We start from the raw sequence: 26602 nt of genomic DNA on the forward strand, positions 1-26602 counted from the left end.
ATGAGTAGATTTTCCGATACCCAAACCGCTTTTGCCCTCAAAAGCCAATCCGAACTCAACTGGGCTTACCGCCTTTTTAAACTTATTGGCAGTAATACCCTTACTCGTGTGGGCACTGCCCTTACCAACTTCTCCTTAAAACTGCGCCTGCCCGTCGAAGGACTCATCAAGCGCACCGTCTTTAAGCAGTTCTGCGGAGGTATCTCCGAACAAGACTGCCTTCCCGTAATCCAAAAGATGCATCAAAAAGGAGTAGGCTCTGTGCTCGACTATTCCGTAGAAGGTAAAGAAGACGAATCCTCTATCGAAGCTACTTTCGAAAAAACAATGGAAACCATCGATTTTGGTAATCTCCATCGCAACGAAGGTATTCCTATTGTGGTATTTAAACCTACAGGATTTGGACGTTTTGCCATCTTCCAAAAACTCACCGAGAAAAAAGCCCTTACCCCCGAAGAAGAAAAAGAATGGGAGCGCATCAAATCTCGTTTCGACGCAGCCTGCAAGCGCGCCTACGAGTATAAAATTCCTATTTTGGTAGACGCCGAAGAAAGCTGGATGCAAACTGCTGCCGATGACCTCGTAGAAGAGATGATGCAGAAGTACAACAAAGAAGAACCTATCGTATACAATACCTTGCAAATGTACCGCCACGACCGTTTGCCTTACCTAAAAGAACTTTATGAACGTGCCGTAGATAAAGGCTTCTACATAGGCGTAAAAATCGTACGAGGTGCCTATATGGAAAAAGAAAACGAACGCGCTGCCGAGCTAGGCTATCCCACTCCCATTTGCCCCAGCAAGCAAGCAACCGACGATAATTATAACGCTGTTGTGCGCTATATTATTGACCATATCGATAGGATTGCGCTCTTTGCAGGTACTCACAACGAAGAAAGTGCTGCCCTGGTAATGGATTTGATGCACAAAAAAGGCTTGCAACCTAACGACAAACGCGTGTGGATAGCACAACTCTACGGTATGAGCGACCATATCAGCTTCAATGCCTCTAAGGAAGGCTATAACGTAGCCAAGTATTTGCCTTTTGGTCCCGTGCGCGAAGTGATGCCTTACCTTATCCGCCGAGCCGAAGAAAATACCTCAGTAGCAGGGCAAACAGGACGTGAACTCACTTTGCTAAAAGCAGAGAAAAAGCGCCGAAAAGAAACTGCTAACCAGTAAAAATAAGTTTTTATTATTCTTTGTAACTCTCGTTTTTGCACTTCTCGCAAAAACGAGAGTTATTTTTATTCCCAATTACTACCCTCTTACCTTCCCTCATTGTTCGTTTTTTGTTCGTCATTTCTTTATCTGCCTGTGCGGCTCGCACCATCTTTTGTTCGTCTTTTCTCTATCTGCCCGTGCGGCTCGCACCATCTTTTGTTCGTCTTTTCTATATCTGCCCGTGCGGCTCGCACCGTCTTTTGTTCGTTCTTTGTTCGTTCTTTGTTCGTTCTTTGTTCGTTCTTTGTTCGTTCTTTGTTCGTTAATTATTTATCCGCCCGTGTGGCTCACACTGCCTATCGTGCTACGACCTCGCATCGGTTTTCTTTTAAAGCTTGTCCCCCTTCGGGGGTTCGGGGGCTTTCGTCGCACTGTCACTCGCCATTGATTTGGTATTTTTGGCATTATTGGCATTATTGGTATTAAATTAGTTGCTAATTCAAAAAAAAGTTGTACTTTTGCGTGATTTTCTATCTTAAAACAAAAAATATAAGAATGGCACGTTCCATCGATTCATTTAACAAACGAAGATTAATTACCTCCTATTTTTCGGTAATAGTGAGCATTACCTTAGTGCTCTTTCTTATGGGCTTTTTTAGTTTTCTAGTATTAAGTGCTAATAAATTAGCCAATTACTTCAAAGAGCAAGTAACCGTTACCGTCTTGATAAAAGACGACGCTAAAAATGCCGACATCGAACAGTTACAGAAAACTCTTTCGGTAGCGAGTTTTGTAAAGTCAGTGCGTTTTGTATCAAAAGAAGTTGCTGCCGAAAAGTTCAGTAAGGATATCGGCGAAGATTTTGTTACCTTCATCGGTACTAACCCTCTGCAAAACACCATCGATTTAAGCCTAAAAGCCGAATATGCCGAGCCCGATAAGATGCGCGAAATCAAACGTGAGTTAGAGCAAAACTCTTTTGTTACCGAAGTAGTATACGACCAATCTTTGGTAGCTCTTATCCACGAAAATGTGAACAGAATAGGTATTGTTACATTAATTTTCAGCGCCCTATTCACTTTTGTATCTATCTTGCTTATCAATGCCTCTATTCGCCTCTCCATTTATTCCAAACGTTTTATCATCAAAACAATGCAATTAGTAGGGGCTACGCGCAGTTTCATACGCCGTCCGTTTTTATGGACAAATGTACGCTTGGGCATTCTCAGCGCTCTAATAGCCATAGTGCTTTTCTATCTATCGTTATTAGCTATTGTAAAGTCATATCCTGAGTTTAATATCTTAATGGACACAGGTACTTTAAGCATTGTTTTTATAAGCATTATAACCATTGGGATACTCATCAGTTGGCTAAGCACCTATTTTGCTACACAACGTTTCCTAAACCTCAATACCAACGACCTTTATTATTAACCATTAATCATTAATAATTAATCACTGATGAAACATCATTCAACTTTCATTTTTGAAAAGAAAAACTATCTTATTATGGCTATTGGCTTAATAGTAATAGCCCTTGGTTTTATAACAATGAGCGGTGGTGGTAGCGATAATCCCGCTGTGTTCGACCCCTCTATTTTCAATTTCCGACGTATTCACTTAGCTCCTGCTTTGGTACTTTTAGGTTTTGCCATTGAAATTTACGCCATTCTGGTAAATCCTAAAACTGATAAAAAACAAGACAAAAAATAAGAATGAGTACACTGCAAGCTATTATTATTGCTATTATCGAAGGACTCACCGAGTACCTTCCTATCTCATCAACCGCACATATGGGTTTTACCGCTGCCCTTATGGGAATGCCCGACGATGAGTATTTGAAAATGTTCCAAGTTTCCATACAGTTTGGTGCTATCCTCTCAATAGTAGTACTGTATTGGCGCAAGTTCTTCGACTTTTCTAATTGGAACTTTTATTTCAAATTAGCGTGTGCCGTTATCCCTGCTCTTATATTAGGTAAGCTTTTCGATGATAAGATTGAAGCAGTTTTGGGCAACCAAAAAGCGATTGCTATTACCCTGATTGTGGGCGGTATTATCCTTATTTTTGTAGACAATTGGTTCAAACATCCTACGATTCACAACGAGAAAGACATCACAATAAAGAAAGCCGTTACTATTGGTTTTTGGCAGTGTTTAGCAATGATGCCAGGCACTTCGCGCTCGGCTGCTTCTATTATTGGCGGAATGACGCAAGGGCTCACTCGCAAAGCCGCTGCTGAGTTCTCTTTCTTCTTAGCCGTTCCTACAATGCTGGCTGTAACCGTGTATTCTATTTTCTTGAAGAAATGGGGTACTGCCCAGGAGAAAGGCTACGAGCTGATAATGAAAACTGATGAGAGTTTTTGGTTGTTTATCATAGGTAATGTAATAGCTTTTGTGGTAGCAATGATAGCCGTGAAATTCTTTATACATATCCTCACCAAATTTGGTTTTAAAGTATGGGGCATTTACCGCATTGTTATTGGAGCAGTATTACTGATTTATTTCTCAATTAACAATTAGTTATTTTTCCCTCCTATCCTTACCTTTTACTTTTTACCTTTTTTTGCAAAATGAAAATATTACTTTTAATTGTAGCTTTCTGTTTTATTCTCATTCAATCTATAAAAGCTCAAACCGATAGCTTATCAGTACTCCACGAGTCGGTACTCACAGCCGATACTTTGCAAGTAGCTACTGAAAAACCTAAACTCAAACAGGTATTACTTCCTGCTTCTCTCATTACCTTAGGAGTTATCTCCAACGCTACTTATATCAATCGTTATGTACAACGACACGCTTATAGATATTCCGGCGGACAGAAGTTGCGCTTCGATGATTATATACAGTATCTACCTATTGCCAGCGTCTTTGCTTATAGCAATTTAGGTATAAAAGCCAAGCACAGTGTAAAGGAACGGCTCATAGTAGGAGCTACTGCTTATGCCATTACGGCAGCCTTAGTAAACGGAGTAAAATATAGTGTCAGAATACATCGTCCCGATGAAAGTGCTTACAATTCTTTCCCTTCAGGACATACAGCTACTGCTTTTACAGGTATGGAAATCCTTTGGCAAGAGTACAAAGATGAGAATATATGGGTAGGTATCAGTGGCTATGCTATAGCTACCACCGTAGGTGCAATGCGTTTGTACAATAATCGCCATTGGATAGGCGATGTGCTTGTAGGGGCAGGTATAGGTATCCTTAGTGCCAAAACAGCCTATTGGCTCTTGCCATATACTTCCAAATGGCTTACACGCAAAGAGAAATCTTCAGTACAAATGGTTGTTTACCCCGTTTATTCCGAAGAAATGAAAGGAGTGGGGCTCACCTTATTTCGCTAAAAACACCTTCTAATGGCTATTATTACCACTATATTAAACAAAGTTCCACGCCCTTGGCTTATAAAGATGAGCTATTGGGTGCGTCCGTTTTTAGCTTTCTACTTGCGAGGAAAGAAGTACCAAGACCCTATTGATGGCAAGACTTTTAGGAAATTCTTACCATATGGCTACGGCAAAGCTCGCCCCAATGTACTCTCGCCCTCTACCTTATCGCTTGAACGCCACCGATTGCTTTGGCTCTATCTTACTCGTGAAACCGATTTCTTTACACGTGAGCTAAAAGTGCTACACGTCGCTCCTGAACAAGCTTTCTATAAACGCTTTAAAAAACAACCTAATCTCAATTACCTCACCACCGACCTATATTCTCCTTTGGCAGATGTAAAAGCCGATTTGTGTGCTTTGCCATTTGAAGACGAATGTTTTGATGTGATATTTTGCAACCACGTATTGGAGCATATCCAAGATGATACCCAAGCTATGAAAGAGCTTTATCGTGTGATGAAAAAGGGTGGTTGGGGTATTTTTCAAGTACCACAGGACTACCACAGAGCAATTACGTTTGAAGATAATACCATTACTGACCCGAAAGAACGCACCCGTATTTTTGGTCAGTATGACCACGTAAGGGTCTACGGTTTAGACTATTTTGATAAATTGCGCAGTATAGGCTTTGAAGTAGAGGAACTGCAATACGCTTCCCATTTCACAACTGAAGAAATAGAACGGTATCGTATTGTTGCTGAAGAAATCATTCCTTTATGCAAGAAGAAGTAAAAATTTAATAATCAAATAATGAAATATCTATTTTTAAGTATCGCAATAGGTTTAGTAGCTTGCCAGCCTTCCGTAAAAGATGAAATTCATCTTATAAGAGGAGAGGCACAAGGTAGTACTTATCACATTAAGTACATTAGCAAAACTAAAGAAGACTTAAAACCTGCCATAGACTCTATTTTACAAGTGATAGATAAGTCTATGTCTACCTATAAACCAGATTCTGACATTTCTAAAATCAATGCAGGAGATAAAAATGTAGTGGTAGACGAACATTTCAGGAAGGTTTTTGAAGCCTCTCAGCAAATATGGCAAGAAAGTGAAGGTTTGTTTGACCCTACCGTAGGTGTATTAGTAAATGCTTGGGGGTTCGGTAAACAAAAGATAACTGAGGATAAACTCCCCACAGATGAAAAAATAGCAGAACTGAAGAAATATGTAGGCTTTAATAAAGTACATCTCACAGCCGATAACCATATTGAAAAAGAGTCTCCTGAAATACTGTTTGACTTTAATGCCATAGCACAAGGCTATACCTCCGATGTAGTTGCGGCTTTTCTCAGCTCAAAAGGTATTGAGAATTATATAGTGGAGATAGCAGGTGAGATGTATCTTAAAGGAAGGAATACTGTAGAGAACAAAGCGTGGACGATAGGCGTAGAAAACCCTATCAAACCTTTGGACGACCGCGAATTGGTAGCTACTATACAATTTACCAATCAAGGATTGGCAACCTCTGGTAACTATCGCAAAGTATGGACAGATAGTAATGGGCGCAAATATGTACATTCTATTAACCCTATTACCGGACGCGCTACCCAAAGCGATGTACTCAGTGCTACAGTAGTTGCTCCTTCCACTATGTTTGCTGATGGATATGCCACTATGTTTATGGTAATGGGATTAGAAAAGAGCAAAGCTTTCTTAGAAAAACACCCCAATATGGCTGTACTTTTAGTGTATAGTAACGAACAAAACGAAGAACTTACCTTTAAGACAAAGGCTTTTGAAAAATTAATAATTCAGTAAAGATTTTTTATTTATGAAAATAGGAATTATAGGTGCAATGGAGCTTGAGATAGATAGTTTAAGAGCTTCTATTGAGTCTTGCAAAGAAACTAAAATAGGGCGTTTTGTTTTTTATGAAGGTTCTCTTAATGGGATAGAAGTAGTATTATTACTTTCAGGTATAGGTAAAGTAAGCGCTTCGGTTGCGACCACTTTACTTATAGAAAGATACAATCCATCGCTTATTATTAATACAGGTACTGCCGGAGGCTTAGGTGATACTTCGGTACACGATATAATCTTAGCTACTGAAGTACGCCACCACGATGTAGACGTTACGGCTTTTGGGTATGAAATAGGTCAGCAAGCACAAATGCCTCCTGCCTTTATTGCTAACACACAATGGACAGAGAAACTAAAACAAGTAGCCGAACGATACAGCCATACACTTCACTACGGACAAGTAGTAAGTGGAGACTCTTTCATTTCCTCACCCACTCGACTACAAGAAATTGCTAATACCTTCCCTAAAGCAAAAGCTGTAGAAATGGAAGCAGCAGCTATTGCTCAAACCTGCTACTTATTAAACATTCCATTTGTAATGCTTCGCGCTATTTCTGATAAGGCAGGCGAAGGGAATGCGGTATCATATGAGACTTTTGTAGTAGAGGCAGGCAAACTGTCTGCAACTATTATAAAAGCATTCTTAGCCTCTATCTCTGAAACATAGGAAAAATACACATAAAACAAATAAGGGATTGAATTACATAATTCAATCCCTTATCTTTTTTATACTTACAGAAATATTCCTATTTTAAAAATTGACGTACTTCTTCTTTTAAGTGACTTAGTGCATTAGCCGAAGGAGTGGCTTTCTCTACAAACTCTTTAAATATAGCTTCTACCATAGCTTGTGAGTCTTTTACGTCTTCGGTTAGGGCTACTTTACGGATTATTTGGATAGTAGCCATTTTAGCAGTACGAATAATATTCCATAGCTTTTCACTGAGGTATATTTGTTGTGCTAAGTTATGTTCAAATTCTTCATCAATAGAGTTTACAAGCAATGCTTCATACTCTTTCTTAGAAAAGTTATGAGGAGGAATGCGCAGAAATAGTTGTTGAGGAGACATTCGCTCTAAGAAAAGTGTCATTCGCTCGTATGCTTGTAAGCGGATAGGCATTGTGTACTTTTGGTTTTCTTTATGAAGAAGAAACAATCGCTTTTTATCTTCATTTTCAATATGTATTCTAAAAAAATAAAAGGCTACCGCTCCTACAATAAGAGCCGGAACGCAATACATAATAAAGGTAATAATCTGGTCAGACATAAATAATTAAGATTCTTTTGATAATAATATTTTTTCTAAGTTTGGACTGAAAATATCTTCAAAAGCCGATATGATACGTCCGTTTTTATCTATAATTACTGATTTGTTGATATTATTGATTAAAAACTTTTGCGACAAATCTATGAAATTGATAGAGTGATATTGGTCAGTCCAATCGGTATTTGAGATTTGTTTGCGCCATTGAGTTTTATCCTGCCCTATATCAATACCTACAAACTTTACATTGGGGAATAGCTTCTTTAACTGACTCACTCTTCCGAAAATAAGTTTGGAAAGTTCTTTCTGATTGACCGACCAAAAGTAATAAATAGTTACCTCCGGCTGTTGTATTTCCGAAAACTTAGTAGGTTCACCGTTTGCATTAATCAAATCAAAATCGGGAGGAATTCTTCCCGCTTGTAGTGCTATTACGTTTCTAAATACCTTATCTAATTCGGCTTTATACTTGTTATCTTTGTTATACTTAGCAAATTTATCGAAGTAATCTTTATACTCGGTGTGCTCTTGGATATTAAAAATATAAGCATAAGCTGCATTTCGGTATAGGTTATCTCTCAAACTTCCCTTGGTAAAAAGACTATCGATGATTTTAATCTTTTGCAAATGGAAACCTAATTCCCTACTTACATCTACCAAAGTGTGAGTATCATAGGTGTATTGGGTAAAAGCCAGATTATTGACATACATTACCATATACCTATAATAGGGACGGAAATACTCTAAAAAGCTATCGTTATAATTAATTTGTTTACGATAGTCGTAAAAGTTATAGGGCAGTAAATCTACGATTGAAATGTTGTTCTTATTTTGATAAACAAAAGGATATATCTCCATTTCTTTATAGATAGGAAAAGTAGCGCTTACTAAGGCTAAATCTTTTGCTTTCTCGGTGAGCTGAGGATTTAGTTTGAGAAAATCATCATACTCCCGTTTTCTTTCTTGATATAAGGAATCACTTTTGTTTTTGTACTGCATAGGTGGCAAAGAATGAAACTTCCTAAAAACTTCTTCTTGTGCATCTGACATCTTAGATTGTGAGAGTAAGAAGTTATTAATAGCAGAGCCTTTACCCGAGAATGAGATACTTTCTTCAAAACTGAGTGCATTGGCATACACTACCACACTGTCCTTAGGTTCTACATACACATATTGATACTTACCATCTGTTTCAAAGTTAAACAACTCTCCTTCGGTTATATTTAGGTTAAACAGGAAAGTTTTATTCTTATCTAAATAAGCAGTATCTATAGGAGTATCATTGCTGTATAGAACAACAAAAGAGTCCTTTGCATTAGGGAAAAAGCCACTTATTATAGTAGGCTCATTACGCTTACCCTTGCAAGCGATTAAAGTGCTAAAAAGCACCCATAATATTAGCCGATTCATCTTCATCACCAATAAGCATTCAACTATTTGGGGGCAAAAATATAACATTATCTGAACACGGTGAGTTAAGAATATGTTAAAAATATACCCACTACTAAATATTAACATTTATTAGTAATTCGCCGTTTGAATTAGCCTCTCATTGATAGCAAATTAGCTTTCTTTCTCCTTGCTCACTTCAAAGAGGAATTTCTTTTCTTGGTCGGTTAAACTTGCATAACCACTGGCACTGATTTTCTCTAACAGTTGATTGACCTGATGTGCTCGTATCTGTTGTTCTTCTGAAACGACTTTCTTCTCTTTTTTAGGAGACTCTTCTTGGGGCGTTTTTGCTTTTTTAGGAATACGAAAACTGTACTTTGAAGTAAGTCCTGCGAATATCCCTCCTAAAATACCTCCGAAGTGGGCTATCTTACCTCCTGTGTTTACTGATATATTCAGTATATCGAAAAGTATAAAAGCCAATATAACGTACAGCAATTTTATTTTAAAGGTAAAAATATACACATTATAAGAGGGGAATAGGGTTACCACAAAGGCTAAGACTCCCATAACAGCAGCTGAAGCTCCTAAGAGCATCGTATTATCAGTGAAGGAGGGGAAGAAGTAACCTATGGTTAGAAATGTGATTCCGCCACCTATAATCCCAAAGCTATACGCTTTTACAAATTGTTTTCCGTTAAAGAGATTGAAGAAAATATGCCCTGTGAAAAATAACAGGAGCATATTCCAAAACAGGTGCTGAATGCTTACGTGATAGAAAGCATAAGAAATGAGCGTCCAAGGTTGTTTTAAAAACAGAGGTAACGATTGAGGCATACATAGCCACTGATTAAGCTGCTCTTGTGTTACTTTGTTAGTATACACTACAAGTTTGCTTATACCCAATAGCAATGTACAAACCACAATTACGCTATTAGCTGTGTTTAATTTTCTTGACATTGACGTAATATTAATGAGGCTGTTTTTTCGCTTGCACCTTCTCCGCCTAACCTTTCTCTCAACAAAACATAATCTTTAAACACTTCGTAACGGTGCCTATAAGTAGTGAGCTTGTTAAGCTCAGCTTCTAAATTCTTTTTAGTAAGGTCACCTTGAATAAGCTCAGTAACCACAGGCTTATCCATAATGAGGTTTACTAACGAAATGTACTTGAGCTTGATAATGCGTTTGGCTATATGATAGGAAATCCAATTGCCTTTGTAGCACACCACTTCGGGGACGTTGAGCAAGGCGGTTTCTAAGGTAGCCGTACCACTGGTTACAAGCGCTGCATAAGACACCGAGAGCAAATCATAAGTTTTACCGCTTACAAAATGCACGTTTTCTTCTTTGATAAAACGTTTATAGAAGTGATAATCAATTGAGGGGGCTCCTGCTATTACGAACTGATACTGATGAAAATCATCGACTATAGAGAGCATTATTTTTAGCATCTTGGCTATTTCCTGCTTTCTACTACCTGGTAAGAGTGCTATAATAGGGCGCACATCTAAGTTATTTTCCTTTTTAAAAGTCTGCTCATCTACTTCTTTGCGCTGTGCAATAGCATCGAGCAAAGGATGACCAACAAAGTGCACGCGGTATTGGTGTTTTCTTTCGTAGAAATCTTTTTCAAACGGGAGTATGACGTACATAAAATCTACATCGCGTTTGATTGCTTTTATGCGGTTCTCTTTCCAAGCCCATATTTGTGGTGAGATGTAGTAATGAGTAGGAATATGTTGTTGTTTAGCCCATTGGGCAATGCGCATATTAAAACCGGGATAGTCTATAAAAATAAGAACATCGGGGTTGAACTGGGTGATATCTTTCTTACAGAAATCGATATTGCGCAAGATAGTGCGCAGGTTCGTAATCACTTCCCAGAAGCCCATAAAAGCGAGGTCTCGGTAATGCTTTACTTGTGTGCCTGCTACCTGTTGCATTTGGTCGCCCCCCCAAAAGCGGAATTCGGCTTTTGGGTCTTTTTCTAATAGGGCTTTCATTAGGTTAGCACCGTGCAAATCACCAGAAGCCTCGCCTGCTATAATATAATACTTCATTTTTCTGCGGTTTGAAAGTTTAATACATTATTAGTTTTTAATAGCGGTATTGTTTAGATACGCTGTGATAGCAGCGTGGTAAACTGATGAGGTGCCTTTTTTGACCTTAGGTAATACTTCATAGGAAGCCCTGAGCTGTGGGTCTTTAAGGACGAGCTGGGCATAACGCACGGCTTCTTGGAACTTAGTGCGACAGCCTAATTGAGCTTCGGAAGCTGGTACGCGGGACTTAGAAGGGGCTTTACAGACTACTGTTTGTCCTTTAACTTTTCGGAAAACGAACGTTTTACCAATCATACCAGAGAGTCCGTTTAAAATAACATTTCGACTTCTTGCCATAATACAAATTGTTTTTTGGAATTAATAGTGCAAAGGTATGGCAAATTTTTGGTATATCAAAATTGGTGTGAGCTACACGGGCAGATAATGAAAAGATGAAGGGAACCTCCCCCTAGCCCCCTCAAAGAGGGGGAATGTAGCGACACAAAAATGAAAGAGTGACGAGGAAAAGACGAACAAAAGACGAACAAAAGACGAACAAAAGACGAACAAAAGACGAACAAAAGACGAACAAAAGACGAACAAATAACGAACAATGAACGAACAATGAACGAACAAAAGACGAAGGAAAAGTGTGGGTAAGTTAAAGCTAAGATAGAGATAAAAAGAGGGTGATTAGTAGATTTCAACTTTGGCAAAATTTGAAACTTTGGCAGAGTTCGTTTTGGAAAGAGAGGGTAAACCGCACGGGCAAATAAAGAATGAAGGTAGGATAGTTGGTTTTGAAAGGATAAAGAAAGGGTGATTAGAGATTTGTAAAAAGGGATATATATTACTGAAAATCAATAGATATTATATATGAGTAAAAAAGATTTTCGATATTAGTGAATTTATACATTATTTTTTCTTATTTTTGCCGTTCTAAACAAACTCATCATTATGATAGACGCACACAAATTATCTATTGGTTTACTACTACCTATTGAAGCATACGAAGGGGCTATTCCTAAAATGGAAAACCAAGTACAACTCATTCAGCGAGCTGAAATGTTAGGCTTTAATGCTGTGTGGGTGCGTGACATTCCCCTCTACACTCCTGATTTTAACGAAGTAGGACAAATGTTTGACCCGTGGATATATTTGGCACACATTGCTACTCTTACCCAAAGTATTAAGTTTGGCTTTGCGAGTGTAATACTACCACTGCGTCACCCTTTACACGTAGCGAAGGCTTCAGCGAGTCTTGACGTGCTATTTCCGAAGCGTTTTATGATGGGAGTTGCTTCTGGTGACCGACCTGTAGAATATCCTGCTTTTAATGAACTTTATGAATCACGGAGTACTCGGGTATTGGAGCATATGGCTATGTTACGCGACTTGTGGAGCAAAGAGTTCCCTACCTACAACAATGAGTATGGTACCCTAATGGAAAAAATGGGTGATGTAGTGCCTAAGCCCTTGCATAAAAATATACCAATGTATGCTACAGGGCACATAGGAGGAGTGAATTTGGAATGGATTGCGAAAAACTCGGACGGGTGGATTTACTACCCAAGAGATTTTGCTTTCACAAAGAAGGTAATACAAGACTGGCACAAAGCTCTTAAACAAGAAGGAGAACCCTCTAAACCTTATATTCAACCTGTGTATATTGACCTAAAAGATGACCCTGATTTTGAACCAGAGAAAATGGACTTAGGTTTCCGTTTAGGACGTAACTATTTATTGGATATGTTCTTAGAACTCGGGAAAATAGGGGTTAACCATATTATGCTCGTACTAAAATACTGCTCTCGCCCTGCAAGTGAAGTGCTTGAAGAAATAGGAAAAGAAGTATTGCCACACTTGAAATAAACGCAAATTATGACCATTACTCAATACCAATATGTGTTGGCTGTGGCGAAGTACAAGAACTTTACTACCGCTGCTGAACACAGTTTTGTTACCCAGCCTACCTTGAGTATGCAAGTGCAGAAATTGGAGGAAGAGTTGGGGGTTACTATTTTTGACAGGAGCAAAAAGCCTTTACAGGTTACTGAAATAGGAGAACAAATCGTTAAACAAGCCCAAGTAATCGTAAATGAAGCAGGGAGAATGAACGATATAGTAGCGCAACAAAAGGGGTATATAGGAGGCGAGTTTCGCGTGGGGATTATCCCTACCGTCTCCCCTACTCTACTACCTATGTTTCTCGCTAATTTCATCAATAAATACCCTAAGGTATGCCTAAAAATTGAGGAGCAAACTACTGAAAATATCTTGAAAAAGATAGAGGACGGGAGTTATGATGCAGGGATTTTGGCAACCCCTCTACACAATCCGTCGATAGTAGAAAGACCGTTATACTATGAGCCTTTTGTGGCTTATATTCCACAAAATCACCGTTTGCAAAACTCTAAGACTATCTATTCTGAGGATTTGGATATCAACGATATATTGATGCTTGAAGACGGGCATTGTTTTAAGGACAGTGTACTGAATATCTGCAACCAAGATGTGATAGACTCAAAAGAGCACTTCCAACTAAAAAGCGGTAGTTTTGAAACCTTGGTGCGCTTGGCTAACGAGGGCTTAGGAATGACTTTGTTACCATATTTACACTCTTTGGAACTGAAAGAGGAAGAAAAGAAACGCATTCACTATTTCGCTGAGCCTTACCCCGCGCGCGAAATCAGCTTGGTATATCACAAAAACGAACTAAAAATGCAAATCATCAAAGCTTTACACGACACTATTGCAGGGGTTATACGAGGGGCTATTGTTTTCCAAAATGTAAAAATTATCAGCCCAACAAGAGAAAGGCACAGAATTTGATAAAGCTAAGAGCTAAGAATTGAAAGTTAGCTAAATTATTAAAAAACAATTTTAGAATGAAAAATATTTCAGCAGTATTATTTTTATTATTTATTTCATTTGCGTCTTGTAGTTTTACAAGTAAGAAATTTGACAATCCAGATAAAGACAAGGATAGAGTACTTTTGGACATTGTACAACACGTACTGGAAAACGCGCATTTTAGTCCGATAAAAATGGACGATGCTTTCTCTAAGAAAGTATTTGACAGTTATTTGAATAATATTGATGGGCAGAAGCGTTATTTTCTACAATCGGATATCAACGAGTTTAAAAAGTACGAAAACCGTTTGGACGACGATTTGAAAAACGGAGAAATTGCGTTCTTCAACCTTTCTTACGAACGCCTCAAACAACGTATGAAAGAAGCAGAAGCAATTACCAAAGCTATCTTTGCTAAACCTATCAACCTGAATACCAATGAAACGATTAATACCGACTATGAGAAGTTGCCTTTTGTAAAGAACAAAGCTGAGTTACAAAACCGCTGGAAACAAGTAATTATTTTCACTACGCTTTCTACTTATATCACTAAACAAAAGGAAGAAGCGAGCAAGAAAGAAAAGGACGCTAAATATCAGCCTAAAACCAATGAGGTACTGAAAAAAGAATCGATAGAAGCTACTCAAAAGACATTGGCTGATATGTTCAGTATGTACAACGACATCACTCGTGAAGAGTGGTTCAGTATGTTTGTGAACGCTATTACTGAGACTTTCGACCCCCACTCCAACTATATGGCACCAGACATCAAAGAAGGTTTCGACCGAGATATGTCGGGTAAGTTTGAAGGTATAGGGGCACAATTACAAAAGAAGACTGATGGAATTGCTATTACCAATGTGATTTTGGGAGGGCCAGTATGGAAAGGTAAACTCCTTGAAGTAGGCGACCAAATCCTAAAAGTAGCACAAGGAGCTGGTGAGCCCGTAGATGTAGTAGGAATGCGTTTAGACGATGCGGTAAAACTTATTAAAGGTCCTAAGGGCACTGAAGTACGCCTTACCGTAAAACGCGTAGACGGCACAATAGAAGTAGTATCTATCATTCGTGATGTGGTAGAGATTGAAGAAACTTATGCCAAATCGGCAGTGATAACTGCTAATGGTAAACGCTATGGACTTATTAACTTACCTAAATTCTATATCGATTTTGAAGATGTAAACCAACGCAATGCAGCAACTGATGTGGCTCTTGAAATAGAAAAACTCAAAAAAGAGAATATAGACGGGCTTATTGTAGATTTACGTACCAATGGAGGGGGCTCCTTAAAAACAGTAGTGGATATAGGAGGTTTATTTATTCCTAAGGGGCCTATCGTACAGGTAAAATCGTCGCGCGGAAGTCGTGATGTACTCTCTGACAACGACCCTAAAACACAATGGGACGGTTCGCTGGTAATCCTTACCAATGAGCTTTCAGCATCAGCCTCAGAGATTTTGGCAGCGGCTATGCAAGACTACAAACGCGCTATCATCATAGGTGGTAAACAAACCTTTGGTAAAGGTACCGTACAAAGTTTTGTAGACCTTAATAGTTTCTTGCGCCAAAACAATTACGGCGACCTTGGTGCTATAAAAATTACTATTCAGAAGTTCTATCGTATCAACGGAGGGTCTACTCAGCTAAAAGGTGTAGAAAGCGATATCGTAGTGCCTGATAAATACAAATATATTGACATAGGCGAACGCGATATGCCCAATGCTATGCCTTGGGATAAAATAGAGCCTGCTAAGTACACTCCTTGGACTAACAATGCTAACTTTGATAAGGCAATAGAAAACAGCAAAAAACGCATCAGTGAAAATCAATACTTAAAGCTGATTGACGAAAACGCTCGATGGATAAAACAGCAACAGAAAGACAATGTTTTTCCTCTCAACTACGAAGCTTACAAAAAAGTAATTGAGAAAAACGAAGAACAATCTAAAAAGTTCAAAGCAATTAACGATTACAAATCTAACTTGAAATTCACTTCAGTGGCTTCTGATGAGGCTAAAATAAAAAACAGTGAAGACTTGAAATTACGTCGTGATCGTTGGCACGAAAGTCTTGAAAAAGATGTGTATATAGATGAAGCTGTGAAAGTATTGGAAGATTTGAACAAATAAGACAATAAGTAATACATTATAAAAACATTGGCAGAGCGAGGAGCTTTGCCAATGTTTTTATTTTGGGTATATGGGAAATTTGTTATACCTTTGCACTACATTTTGTCTGTTACCTAAATAGAAATGCGTTTTAAGATACTTAGTATTATATATAGAAATAAGAACCACCCCCACTACAAAAGAAAAAATAGACCATAGATAATAGACTATAAAAATATAATGAAACAACGACTGATATTTATCGATGTAATACGCGCTTATGCCATCTGTATGATGTTACAAGGGCATTTTATCACCGCTTTACTTGCTGAACCATACTGTGACGAAAGTAACCCTTACTATCATATTTGGCATTATTTCACAGGTATTACCGCACCTGTATTCCTTACCATTTCAGGCTTTATCTTTACCTATTTGCTCATTCGAGAAGGCGAGCGCAGTGGTGTAGGACTCAAAAACCCACGCGTGAAGAAAGGAGCAAAACGCGGATTAATGCTTATAGCTGTGGCGTGTATTTTGCGGAAAAGCATCTATTTCGTAGATATTTTGCATTGTATAGGGTTAGCCCTCATCATAATGGTGGGACTCTACTTATTAGCCAGAAATCACGTGAGGCATTTCCTTCCTACAATGCTTATCGGCATTACTTTACTACTTTTCACCTTCAACGAGACCTATAACCAATATGAATACTCTTGGTTACCCCAAATAGTAGCTAATTACTTCACTCCAAAATACGGTACTTTCTTTACTATTTTTCCGTGGTTAGGCTTTGTAACCTTAGGAGGCTTTATGGGATCGCTATTTTACTATTACAGAAACACCAAACACTTATATACAGTATATACACTACTACTTATTGGCATCGGAGCCATTTTTCACTTCCAATATCACACATTTCACTTCTTATACAGCATTACAGGGTGGGGACACTTTGAAAGTTTAGCACGCAATGGCTTTCTTTTTTTGAGAATGGGTGACACTCTTTGGACATTTGCTGTATTTGTAATCTTACGAAATGTACTTACTGCCCATTTTTTACAACGTATAGGACAAAACACCCTTTCTATTTACATCATTCACAGTATTGCGCTCTATCACTTTATTCCATATTTCAACTTAGACCATTATCTTCATAAAAGCTTAAATCCTATCCAAGCTGTGATAGGTGCTATTGCCTTTGTGATAGGTATTTTAATTCTTTCATTCTATTATCACAAAGTCAGTAAGTATATAAAAGAAAAATATTTAAACAAGAAAACCATTGAGAAATAAAATGGCAGCCATAGAAATCTTTACCAGCAAAAAGAAAATCTATGGAGCTCCTATCAGTATTACAAGTTTCACAATGAAAATCAGTCATAAAGAACTTGTTTCGCTACTTTTAGAAAGTTTAGCTACTTATAAATAAAGATAAAAATCAGTATAAATATACATTTAAAAACTTTACGTAAAATTTCATCTTCATTCGTTTGTCTTTATCTTTATCAGAAGAAAAGTAATGAGAAAAATAATCACTGATTTATAAGTCTTTACTTTTTTATCTACAGAAAATACAATAAAAAAGTTTTAAAAAATTTGGAATATAATAGCAAATGCCCGTATATTTGCACTCGAAAAATTATTTATATCATTGTAATTGCGGGAGTAGCTCAGTTGGTAGAGCGTCAGCCTTCCAAGCTGAATGTCGCGAGTTCGAACCTCGTCTCCCGCTCTACAAAAAAAACCTGATAACATATTGTTATCAGGCTTTTTGTTTACCATTTCTATTTTTATAACATTGTATGCTTCCTGAGCTTCATTGCTAACTCCCAAATAGCAATTCCTGCACTTACCGAAATATTCAGAGAATGTTTAGTACCATACTGTGGGATTTCTATCACCTCATCAGAAGCTGAAACCACTTCTTGTTCCACTCCTTTTACCTCGTTGCCAAAGATAATAGCATATTTTTGCTTTCCGTTAGGCTGAAAATCATTCAGCATCGTGGAATTTTCAGCTTGCTCAATGCTAATAATATAAACACCTTGCTCTTTTAGCTTTTCTACTGCCGAAAGTGTGTTTTCTACATATTCCCACACTACACTATCAGTCGCACCCAAAGCTGTTTTGTGAATCTCTTTGTTTGGGGGAGTAGCTGTAATCCCACAGAGGTATATCTTTTCAATTAAAAAAGCATCGCAAGTGCGAAAAACAGAACCTATATTGTTCAAACTTCTCACATTATCCAAAATTACTATTAAAGGTGTCTTTTCCGCCTTCTTAAATTGCTCAATATCCAACCTATTGAGCTCACTATTTGCTAATTTTCGCATATTAGAGTCTGTTTACTTTATCTACTCCTTTAATGTTCTTAATATCTTGCATCAATTTCTTTAAAGTAGCATTATTGTTGATAGAAATAGAGACTTTCCCGCTGAATACATTGCCTTCGGTATCAATATTAATGTTGGTAAGCTTTACAAATTTGCTATCCAAAATCACTTTTGAGATATCGCTGATAAGTCCATCGCGGTCAATACCACTAATTTTAAGACTCACTTTGAAATCTCTTTCATCAGATTTTACCCATTTGGCTTGAATGATACGATAAGCGTAATTCGATTGCATCGAAATAGCATTCGGGCAAGTTTTTTTGTGTACCTTCACCCCTTCGTTGATAGTAACGAATCCAAAAATGGGATCACCAGGGATAGGATTGCAACATTTTGAAAAAGTATAGTCTAACGATTCTTCTTCTTTGCCAAACACAATGCTATCATAGTGAACGTTGGGCGAATAAATGGGTTCGTCGGTAGGTTTTTTTACTGCTTTATTTTTGAATAAGCCAAAGAAAGACGTGCGATGCGATACAAAGTCTTTCAACATTTGGTTGCTGATTTCTCCCGTGCCTGCTTGATAGTAAATATCTAAGCTCGTCTTTGTTTTAAAGTAACTCACCATCTCATTCATCACTTCTTCGTTGAGAGTAATCTTCAATTGTTTTAATTTTCGTACTAAAATCTCTTTTCCTTCGGCGGCAACGGTTTTTGTCTCTTCTTTTAAAGCATTTTTTATCTTACTACGAGCTTTGGCTGTGGTGGCATAGTTGAGCCAGTTTTTAGTAGGTTTTACATTTTCGGCAGTGATGATTTCCACCGTTTCACCACTCTTTAACACATAGTTTAAGGGCACTAATTTATTGTTTACTTTAGCTCCCCGCGTTTTTAAGCCCACTCCTGTATGGATATAAAAAGCAAAATCTAAGGGAGTTGCGCCTTTCGGGAGGGATTTTATCTCGCCATTAGGGGTAAAGACGAAAATCTCTTTGGAATACAAGTTGAGTTTAAAGTCTTCTACAAAGTCCACCGCATTTGCCTCGCTGTTTTCAAAGATTTCTTGCAACCTATTAAGCCACATTTCGATGCCTTCTTCTTTTTGGTCGCCGTGTTTATACTTAAAATGGGCTGCATAACCTTTTTCGGCAATTTCGTGCATACGTTCGCTGCGTATTTGCACCTCTACCCATTTGCCTTTTGGACCCATTACGGTAATGTGTAAGGCTTCGTAACCTGTAGATTTGGGTGAGGAAATCCAATCGCGCAATCGGGTGGGATTGGGACGGAAGTGGTCGGTAACAATAGAGTATATTTTCCAAGCCAAAAACTTTTCTTCGGCTGGTTCACTTTTATAGATGATGCGAATCGCAAATTTATCGTAAACTTCTTCAAAACTCACGCCTTGCGATTCCATTTTTCTGTAAATAGAATAGATTGATTTGGGTCGCCCTTTGATGGAATAATCAATTTTTTGTTGCGTCAAAGAAGTTTCTACGATTTTGGTAAACGCCTCAATGTATTCCTGTTGTTCTTCTTTGGATTCCTCCATTTTGTTTAGGATACTATTGTAGCGCTCGGGGTCAGTGTATTTAAGGGCGAGGTCTTCTAATTCTGTTTTGATGTTATACAAGCCAATGCGGTGAGCAATAGGTGCATAAATATAGAGTGTTTCCGAAGCTATTTTGGCTTGTTTGTATTCTGCCATCGAATCCATCGTTTGCATATTGTGGAGTCTGTCAGCAATTTTGATGAGAATCACACGCACATCGTCGTTCATCGTGAGGAGGAGCTTTCGGAAGTTCTCGGCTTGTAAAGAGATGTCATTTTCACGGCTCATACTCGAAATTTTGGTAAGCCCTTCCACAATATGTGCTACAGTGTTACCAAAAAGCCGTTCCATATCTTCAATCGTATAGTCAGTATCTTCTACTACATCGTGTAACAAAGCCGACGCAATGGCTATGGCGTCTAATCCTATTTGTGAAGCAACAATTTTAGCTACGGCAATAGGGTGAAAAATGTAAGGTTCTCCACTTTTTCGGCGTTGGTTTTTGTGCGCATCAACAGCGGTGTCAAACGCCAAGCGAATAAGCTTTTTATCTTCATCGCTAAGGGTTTGATAGCTAATACGCAAGAGTTCTTTATACTCGCGAGCAATGGCTTTTTTTTCTTCTTCTAAGTCAAGGTTTGTTTCCATAGCAAAGAACAAAAGAGGATTTTCAAAAATCTATTTAATAGTAGCCGATAATTTACGGAGCTTGATAGCCGTAAGGATTTTTTTTGTATACAATGGGAAGTCGGCACTGAGAAGCCAACCAAAATATCCTGGTTCTTCGTCAAAAATATCTTCTACACGTTTGCCTTTGTGTTTCCCAAAGGTAAAGATTTCTTCGCCTTTGTCATTATAGCCAATAAAACCAGCAAAGTCGGCTATTTGTTTGCGATAAGTAAACTCGCTGAGCTTTTTGATGTTGTTCTCTAAGTTGTCATAACGGTCGAGCTGGGCTTTGAGGATTTCATAAGTGGCATTGGTATCTGCCGAAGCCGTATGTGCATCAATAAGGTCTTTACCACAATAGAATTTATAGGCTGCCGAGAGAGTGCGCTGTTCCATTTTGTGAAAAATAGTTTGTACATCTACCGATACGCGATTTCCTAAATCAAAATCTACTTCGGCACGCAACATTTCTTCGGCAAGCAAAGGAATATCAAAGCGGTCGGAATTGTAACCAGCAAGGTCAGAATCTTTTATCATATTATGAATTTGCTTGGCAAGCTCTTTAAAAGTAGGCTCACCCGCAACGCGCTCATCGGTAATGCCGTGCACATCTGAGGCAGCTTTGGGGATAGGAATAGTAGGGTTTACCAACCATGTTTTGCTTTCTTTATTGCCATTGGGGTAGACTTTTAAGATAGATATTTCAACAATGCGGTCTTTGGTAATATCGATACCCGTAGTTTCAAGGTCAAAAAAACAAATAGGTTTTGATAGTTTTAGTTCCACGATTTTAGTGAATAGTTAAACGTTAAAAACAAATAATTTAGAATAAAAAAATTATGCTTCTTCTATTTCGGCAGAGAGTCCCGCATCAAGAAGTGCAGTGCAGAGCGGTTTAAGGAAGCTATAACTTCCTGATTTCACATCGCATTTTCCTTTGAAATGCACAATAATAGCACATTGCTCAGCTTGCTCAAAGGTGTGATGGCATACCTCTACTAAAGTATCGATAACGTGGTCGAAAGTATTGACATCATCATTGTATAAAATGAGATGACATTCATCTTCCAAAAGTTCCGTTACATCACCTTCGGCAAAAGTTTCTTCTTGATAATTATTTCGTAACATAATTTGTTTTTATGATGATACAAAAGTACAGCAAATAAATGAATTGTGCAAATGCTTAACCAATATAATAAAATTTTAGTAAAGGTTATAAACTCAAAAACGCCAAAAGAAAGTTTTTTCTTTTAGCATTTTATCTTTTTCTCGTCATAGCATTACTATCAGATATGATACATTTATTATTATTTGAATCCATATACTTTTAATTTAAATTATAAATCATTCTATTATCTTCTATAATCAAAAATATTGCTCCTGTAAGCTATTTTTTAGCATAAAAAGTTTTTTATACTACTCTATCAATTACATTGGTATTGGAGAGTATAACTAAAAGGTCGTCTTTGTTAAGTTTGACATTCGGGTCGGGGGTTACGTTCATTTTGCCATCGGAATGTTTTACTGCCAAAATATTTATCTCATACTTGTGTCGCAAATTGAGTTCCATCAGCGATTTTCCTATATAGCTCTTAGGCACCTTTACTTCGTAGATAAAATAATCTTCGGCAAACTTAAAATATTCTATAATAGTAGGTCGCAAAACTGAATAGGCTACTTTTTCACCCATTAATTCCTCTGGGAATACTACTTGTGTAGCACCTATTTTGTATAAAACCTTCTCTTGGGTGTGATTTACAGCCTTACAAATGACGTTCTTCACCCCCAAATCCTTCAACTGCAAAGTAATAAGGATACTCGCCTGAATATTATCGCCTACGCTCACAAAAGCAGTGTCGAAATCGTCTTTCACTACGTTTTTGAGCGCAATTTCATCGGTAGCGTCCAAAATCACAGCTTCATCGATGATATTTTCATTGAGGGCTTGCTTGATAACACTCTCACGAGAATCTATTGCTAGCACAGTGGCTTTGTTTTTATAGAGTGTTTTGGCTACCGATTTGCCAAACTCCCCTAATCCTATGACTAAAAAATTCTTCATAATCTATCCTATTAAAATATTTTCTTTTGGGTATTTGTAATTTCCTTCGGCACGTGGTCTCGACAAGGCAAGCGCAATGGTAAGCGGTCCTACCCTACCTAAAAACATTGTAAATATCAAAATAAATTTTGAACTATTGCCTAATTGTGAGGTAATTCCGGTAGAAAGTCCGCAAGTGCTGAATGCTGAAATGAGTTCGAAAGCTATTTTTGTAAATTCTAAATCGGGTTCTAAGGCTGTGAGTATTACAATCATTGTAAGCACATACATCATCGCAATAAACACGAGTGCTGAGGCTTTATTGAAGAGTTTCCAAGAGATGCGCCTCTTAGAAAATTCGATGTAGTTCTTATTGAGTAATGCTGTTTTAATACCGAGAAATAAGATGCCAATAGTAGTAGTTTTCACGCCAGAACCTGTGGAGTTTGGCGATGCCCCTATAAACATAAACGTTACGCAAAAAAGAATGGTGGCACTGCTTAAATGCTCCAACGGAATCGTATCGAAACCTGCTGTACGCAAACTTACAGAGTGAAAAAAGCTAATAAGCATCTGACCAAAGAAAGTTTTTCCGTAAAGCGTGTGATAGTTTTTATATTCTAAGGTAAAAAACAGAAACGTACCCGCAACGAGCAATATTATTGTCATCAAAATTGAAAATTGTGAGTTAATATCGAGTCTTCGTCTCTTTTTTCGCAAGTATTCATAGGCTTGAATAATGGTTGTAAATCCCAAACCACCAAAAATAATCAAAAAAGCGATAATAATATTCACAAAAACATTGTAAGTATAGCCTTCGAAGCTATGAGGAAACAAAGAAACACCCGCATTACAAAAAGCAGATACTGAGTGAAACACCGAAAAAAATATCGATTGGCCCAAAGGGTAATCTTGAACGAAAGAAACAAACAAACATATTGCTCCCGTAGCTTCAAAAATCAAAGTAATATACACCACACGCTTTGCTACGGCATAAATATCGTAACTTTTGTTGTGATTAAGCCCTTCGGCTACTATTTTTTTAGTATAAAAACCGATGCGTTTAGCAATAAGCAATACTAAAACAGAGGAAATAGTAAGCACTCCCAATCCGCCAAACTGAATAAGCACCAATAAAATGAGTTTTCCGTAAATAGTAAAGGTCGCACCTATATCTACCACCGAAAGCCCCGTAACAGTAACCGCCGAAGTAGCTGTAAAAAGCGCTTCGAGAAAAGAAACGTCCTTCTGAGGCGTATGTGCAAAAGGCATCATCAAAAGCAAAGCACCTACGACTATTAAGCCGATAAACGAAAGCATTATAAGGTTATATGGGGATATTCTTTTTAACATTGGGTTCAAATTTATTGTTTATCCATCTGAATGGTACGAATAGGAAATGGTATATTTATATTATGTGCATCAAAACACTTCTTGATAGCCATTATAGCTTCTGATTTATACAAAAAAGACTCAGAAAGTTTCTTAGAAGGAATAGTAAAATACACGCTAAAATTGATAGCACTATCAGCAAACTCAGTATAATAAAAAGAAATGGTAGTGTCAAGCTCTTTTTGTTTCATCATCTGCTGAATAGTGGTCTCAGTAAGCATTTTCACCTGCTCCAAATCCGATTCATAACCTACACCACAAGTAACTAATACATTGGCAGTATCACTTTCAGAATAATTTTTCATAGGATTATCAACTATAAGCTTATTGGGTATCGACACATAGTTTCCGTCAGCCATTTTAAGCTTGATAGTACGCAAATTTATATCTTCAATAGTTCCTGTATAGCCCATAGTTTCAATTTGATGTCCTATGCGAATGCTCTTACTAAAAGATAAGGTAATGCCTGAAAAAGTATTGCTAAGCGTGCCTTGTAAAGCCAAACCGATAGCTAAACCTGCTACTCCTGCCCCTGCCAAAATGGTTTTGAACATATTTTCGAGGTCTAAAATATTTAGCGAAAACATAAAGAAGGTAATAACTACCAACACAGAAATAATATTGCCAAGCATTATGCGTGAAGAAGGTTTTACACCACGCTTTTCTAAGATACGAATGGCTATTTTTTTGATAAGTCTAGAAAGATAAAAACCTAAAATAAAAACTAATAAAGCTATTACAATATTAGGTGTTTTATCGATAAAGAGTTGAATCCATAGATGTATTTTTTTAGTGAATACTTCTATAATATTAATGTAATCATTTACTATTCCTTTTTCCATTGAGTCTAATGAGTTTATTTTATCAGTTGGCAAAAGTACAAAATATATTATTGATGGACACTTTTTTGCTATTTATTACATAAATGAGGCTGTCTAATCTTTTCAGACAGCCTCATTTATGGAAGTTATATTCGTTTATTAACGTGAATAATTAGGAGCTTCTTTGGTGATAGTAATATTATGGGGGTGGCTTTCGGTAATTCCGCTTGCAGTGATGCGCACAAAGCGACTCACGGCTTGCAACGTTTCGATATCCTTGGCACCACAGTATCCCATACCTGCGCGCAAGCCTCCGATGAATTGATGCATACTTTCTTGTAGTTCGCCTTTGTATGCCACGCGCCCTACAATGCCTTCAGGCACAAGTTTTTTGATATCGTCTTCAACATCTTGGAAATAGCGGTCTTTACTACCTTGGTTCATCGCTTCTACCGAACCCATACCGCGATAAGATTTGTATTTTCTGCCTTCAAAAATGATAGTTTCCCCCGGTGATTCCTTAGTGCCAGCAAGCAGAGAGCCAAGCATCACACTATTGGCACCTGCGGCGATGGCTTTTACGATATCGCCGGTATAGCGAATGCCCCCGTCGGCAATCACAGGAATTCCTTTGCCTTTAAGAGCGTTTGCAACGTTCATCACCGCTGATAATTGAGGATAACCCACGCCTGCCACCACTCTGGTAGTACATATAGAGCCTGGACCTATGCCTACTTTCACTGCATCGGCGCCATTTTCGGCTAAATAAAGGGCAGCCTCGGCAGTGGCAATGTTTCCTACCACTACTTCTAAGTCGGTAAACTTGCTTTTTACGGCATTAAGAGCGTTCACTACGCCTTTTGTATGTCCGTGAGCTGTATCGATAACTACGGCATCAACTCCTGCTTGTACAAGAGCTTCGGCGCGGTCTACCACATCGGCAGTAACGCCTAAGGCTGCTGCTACGCGCAAGCGTCCTAAGCTATCTTTGTTAGAAATAGATTTTTCTTGCAAATTGGCAATGTCTCGGAAAGTAATAAGACCTACTAATTTGTAGTTTTTATCTACTACGGGGAGTTTTTCTACCTTACTGCGTTGTAAAATACCCTCAGCTTCCTTCATAGAAGTGCCTTCGTTGGCAATCACAAGGTTTTTAGAGGTCATTACTTCGGTTATTGGGCGATTATTATCGTGTTCAAAGCGTAAATCACGGTTAGTTACAATGCCTTTTAAGATTCCGCCGGCATCAACAATGGGGATACCGCCAATATTATTTTCTTTCATACAGCGTTTTGCATCACTCACCTTGCTGTTTAAGGGAAGCGTAACAGGGTCGATAATCATACCGCTTTCGGCGCGTTTTACTTTGCGTATTTGTTTGGCTTGCTCCTCAATAGTCATATTTTTATGAAGCACCCCTATGCCTCCTTCGCGTGCCATAGCTATAGCCATAGCAGCTTCGGTTACAGTGTCCATAGCCGCTGAGATAATGGGCACATTCAGGGTGATGTTACGGGTAAAACGTGAGGTTATCGACACTTCACGAGGTAATATCTCAGAATAATTGGGGATAAGAAGGACATCATCATAGGTAAATCCTTCATTAATAATTTTATCTTGGAAATTCATTTTAAAAAAGAGAATTTAGTTGCGTGCAAATGTACTTCTTTTTTTATATACGAAGCAAATTTTTCGAGTATTTTAAATCAAACAAATAGAGACAATACTCTTTATATCGTCTCTATTAAGGTTACAAATTCTTTTGCT

26 protein-coding genes and 1 tRNA gene are annotated in these 26602 nt (G+C 38.0%); 14 read left to right on the plus strand and 13 right to left on the minus strand.

Annotated features, from left to right (window positions below):
- The 8 genes from AM608_RS03420 to AM608_RS03455 all read left to right on the plus strand — a co-directional run bounded on the left by AM608_RS03420 (position 1) and on the right by AM608_RS03455 (position 7028).
- Positions 1-1182, plus strand: a complete 1182-nt coding sequence (locus AM608_RS03420) for a proline dehydrogenase family protein (protein ID WP_009410265.1) — start codon at positions 1-3, stop codon at positions 1180-1182.
- 537 nt (positions 1183-1719) lie between these two features.
- The gene (locus AM608_RS03425; RefSeq protein WP_002672636.1) at positions 1720-2598 is read left to right on the plus strand and encodes an ABC transporter permease; all 879 of its coding nucleotides are present in this window, start codon (positions 1720-1722) and stop codon (positions 2596-2598) included.
- A gap of 27 nt (positions 2599-2625) precedes the next feature.
- Positions 2626-2877 carry a DUF3098 domain-containing protein gene (locus AM608_RS03430; protein ID WP_053580777.1) on the plus strand — a complete coding sequence of 84 codons (252 nt, stop codon included), beginning with the start codon at positions 2626-2628 and terminating at the stop codon, positions 2875-2877.
- Between the two features lie 2 nt (positions 2878-2879).
- Complete coding sequence (locus tag AM608_RS03435; RefSeq protein ID WP_002672638.1) at positions 2880-3689, plus strand: undecaprenyl-diphosphate phosphatase; 810 nt, start codon at positions 2880-2882, stop codon at positions 3687-3689.
- 50 nt (positions 3690-3739) lie between these two features.
- The gene (locus tag AM608_RS03440; RefSeq protein WP_053580778.1) at positions 3740-4513 is read left to right on the plus strand and encodes a phosphatase PAP2 family protein; all 774 of its coding nucleotides are present in this window, start codon (positions 3740-3742) and stop codon (positions 4511-4513) included.
- A 12-nt stretch (positions 4514-4525) separates the two neighbouring features.
- Positions 4526-5290, plus strand: a complete 765-nt coding sequence (locus AM608_RS03445; RefSeq protein ID WP_048747498.1) for a class I SAM-dependent methyltransferase — start codon at positions 4526-4528, stop codon at positions 5288-5290.
- An 18-nt stretch (positions 5291-5308) separates the two neighbouring features.
- Positions 5309-6319 (plus strand): FAD:protein FMN transferase, encoded by a 1011-nt coding sequence (locus tag AM608_RS03450; protein ID WP_053580779.1) that lies wholly within the window; start codon positions 5309-5311, stop codon positions 6317-6319.
- 13 nt (positions 6320-6332) lie between these two features.
- Positions 6333-7028 (plus strand): 5'-methylthioadenosine/adenosylhomocysteine nucleosidase, encoded by a 696-nt coding sequence (locus AM608_RS03455; RefSeq protein ID WP_053580780.1) that lies wholly within the window; start codon positions 6333-6335, stop codon positions 7026-7028.
- A gap of 79 nt (positions 7029-7107) precedes the next feature.
- On the opposite strand, the gene AM608_RS03460 is transcribed toward AM608_RS03455, so the two are convergent.
- From AM608_RS03460 to AM608_RS03480, 5 genes are all read right to left on the minus strand, one after another.
- Positions 7108-7629: a hypothetical protein gene (locus AM608_RS03460; RefSeq protein WP_053580781.1), complete on the minus strand. Its 522-nt coding sequence runs from the start codon at positions 7627-7629 to the stop codon at positions 7108-7110.
- 6 nt (positions 7630-7635) lie between these two features.
- A complete protein-coding gene (locus AM608_RS03465) occupies positions 7636-9042 on the minus strand; it encodes a thioredoxin family protein (RefSeq protein ID WP_053580782.1) in 1407 nt (468 codons plus the stop codon).
- Positions 9043-9189: 147 nt separating this feature from the next.
- Complete coding sequence (locus AM608_RS03470) at positions 9190-9978, minus strand: rhomboid family intramembrane serine protease (protein ID WP_053580783.1); 789 nt, start codon at positions 9976-9978, stop codon at positions 9190-9192.
- Positions 9963-11081: a lipid-A-disaccharide synthase gene (lpxB, locus tag AM608_RS03475; protein ID WP_053580784.1), complete on the minus strand. Its 1119-nt coding sequence runs from the start codon at positions 11079-11081 to the stop codon at positions 9963-9965. Before lpxB ends, AM608_RS03470 begins: the two co-directional genes overlap by 16 nt.
- 30 nt (positions 11082-11111) lie before the next feature.
- The gene (locus tag AM608_RS03480; RefSeq protein WP_002672653.1) at positions 11112-11420 is read right to left on the minus strand and encodes a hypothetical protein; all 309 of its coding nucleotides are present in this window, start codon (positions 11418-11420) and stop codon (positions 11112-11114) included.
- A 600-nt stretch (positions 11421-12020) separates the two neighbouring features.
- Between AM608_RS03480 and AM608_RS03485 the strand changes: the two genes are divergently transcribed.
- The 6 genes from AM608_RS03485 to AM608_RS03505 all read left to right on the plus strand — a co-directional run bounded on the left by AM608_RS03485 (position 12021) and on the right by AM608_RS03505 (position 17759).
- Positions 12021-12935, plus strand: coding sequence for an LLM class oxidoreductase (locus AM608_RS03485; RefSeq protein WP_002672655.1), 915 nt, complete (start codon positions 12021-12023; stop codon positions 12933-12935).
- Positions 12936-12944: 9 nt separating this feature from the next.
- Complete coding sequence (locus AM608_RS03490; RefSeq protein ID WP_002672662.1) at positions 12945-13895, plus strand: hydrogen peroxide-inducible genes activator; 951 nt, start codon at positions 12945-12947, stop codon at positions 13893-13895.
- A 56-nt stretch (positions 13896-13951) separates the two neighbouring features.
- Positions 13952-16045 (plus strand): carboxy terminal-processing peptidase, encoded by a 2094-nt coding sequence (locus AM608_RS03495; protein ID WP_009410250.1) that lies wholly within the window; start codon positions 13952-13954, stop codon positions 16043-16045.
- Between the two features lie 219 nt (positions 16046-16264).
- On the plus strand, positions 16265-17320 hold the full coding sequence (locus AM608_RS03500; RefSeq protein WP_053580785.1) for a heparan-alpha-glucosaminide N-acetyltransferase domain-containing protein: 1056 nt from the start codon (positions 16265-16267) through the stop codon (positions 17318-17320).
- A 1-nt stretch (position 17321) separates the two neighbouring features.
- Positions 17322-17456, plus strand: a complete 135-nt coding sequence (locus AM608_RS12680) for a hypothetical protein (protein WP_256379123.1) — start codon at positions 17322-17324, stop codon at positions 17454-17456.
- A gap of 230 nt (positions 17457-17686) precedes the next feature.
- Positions 17687-17759 (plus strand) — tRNA-Gly (locus AM608_RS03505).
- 58 nt (positions 17760-17817) lie between these two features.
- On the opposite strand, the gene AM608_RS03510 is transcribed toward AM608_RS03505, so the two are convergent.
- The 8 genes from AM608_RS03510 to guaB form a co-directional block, all read right to left on the minus strand.
- Entirely contained in the window at positions 17818-18360 is a 543-nt protein-coding gene (locus AM608_RS03510) for an RNA methyltransferase (protein WP_053580786.1), read from the minus strand.
- Position 18361: 1 nt separating this feature from the next.
- Entirely contained in the window at positions 18362-20560 is a 2199-nt protein-coding gene (locus AM608_RS03515; protein WP_053580787.1) for a bifunctional (p)ppGpp synthetase/guanosine-3',5'-bis(diphosphate) 3'-pyrophosphohydrolase, read from the minus strand.
- A gap of 30 nt (positions 20561-20590) precedes the next feature.
- Entirely contained in the window at positions 20591-21367 is a 777-nt protein-coding gene (locus tag AM608_RS03520) for a 3'-5' exonuclease (RefSeq protein ID WP_053580788.1), read from the minus strand.
- A 51-nt stretch (positions 21368-21418) separates the two neighbouring features.
- Positions 21419-21709, minus strand: a complete 291-nt coding sequence (locus tag AM608_RS03525; RefSeq protein ID WP_053580789.1) for an ATP-dependent Clp protease adaptor ClpS — start codon at positions 21707-21709, stop codon at positions 21419-21421.
- Positions 21710-21992: 283 nt separating this feature from the next.
- Entirely contained in the window at positions 21993-22643 is a 651-nt protein-coding gene (locus AM608_RS03530; protein WP_009421322.1) for a TrkA family potassium uptake protein, read from the minus strand.
- A 3-nt stretch (positions 22644-22646) separates the two neighbouring features.
- A complete protein-coding gene (locus AM608_RS03535) occupies positions 22647-23975 on the minus strand; it encodes a TrkH family potassium uptake protein (protein ID WP_053580790.1) in 1329 nt (442 codons plus the stop codon).
- Between the two features lie 11 nt (positions 23976-23986).
- On the minus strand, positions 23987-24856 hold the full coding sequence (locus AM608_RS03540) for a mechanosensitive ion channel family protein (RefSeq protein ID WP_053580791.1): 870 nt from the start codon (positions 24854-24856) through the stop codon (positions 23987-23989).
- A gap of 138 nt (positions 24857-24994) precedes the next feature.
- A complete protein-coding gene (gene guaB, locus AM608_RS03545) occupies positions 24995-26464 on the minus strand; it encodes an IMP dehydrogenase (RefSeq protein ID WP_053580792.1) in 1470 nt (489 codons plus the stop codon).
- Positions 26465-26602: the final 138 nt, after the last annotated feature.

The organism is Capnocytophaga sp. oral taxon 323, assembly GCF_001278825.1.
GTDB classification, from domain to species: Bacteria; Bacteroidota; Bacteroidia; order Flavobacteriales; family Flavobacteriaceae; genus Capnocytophaga; species Capnocytophaga ochracea.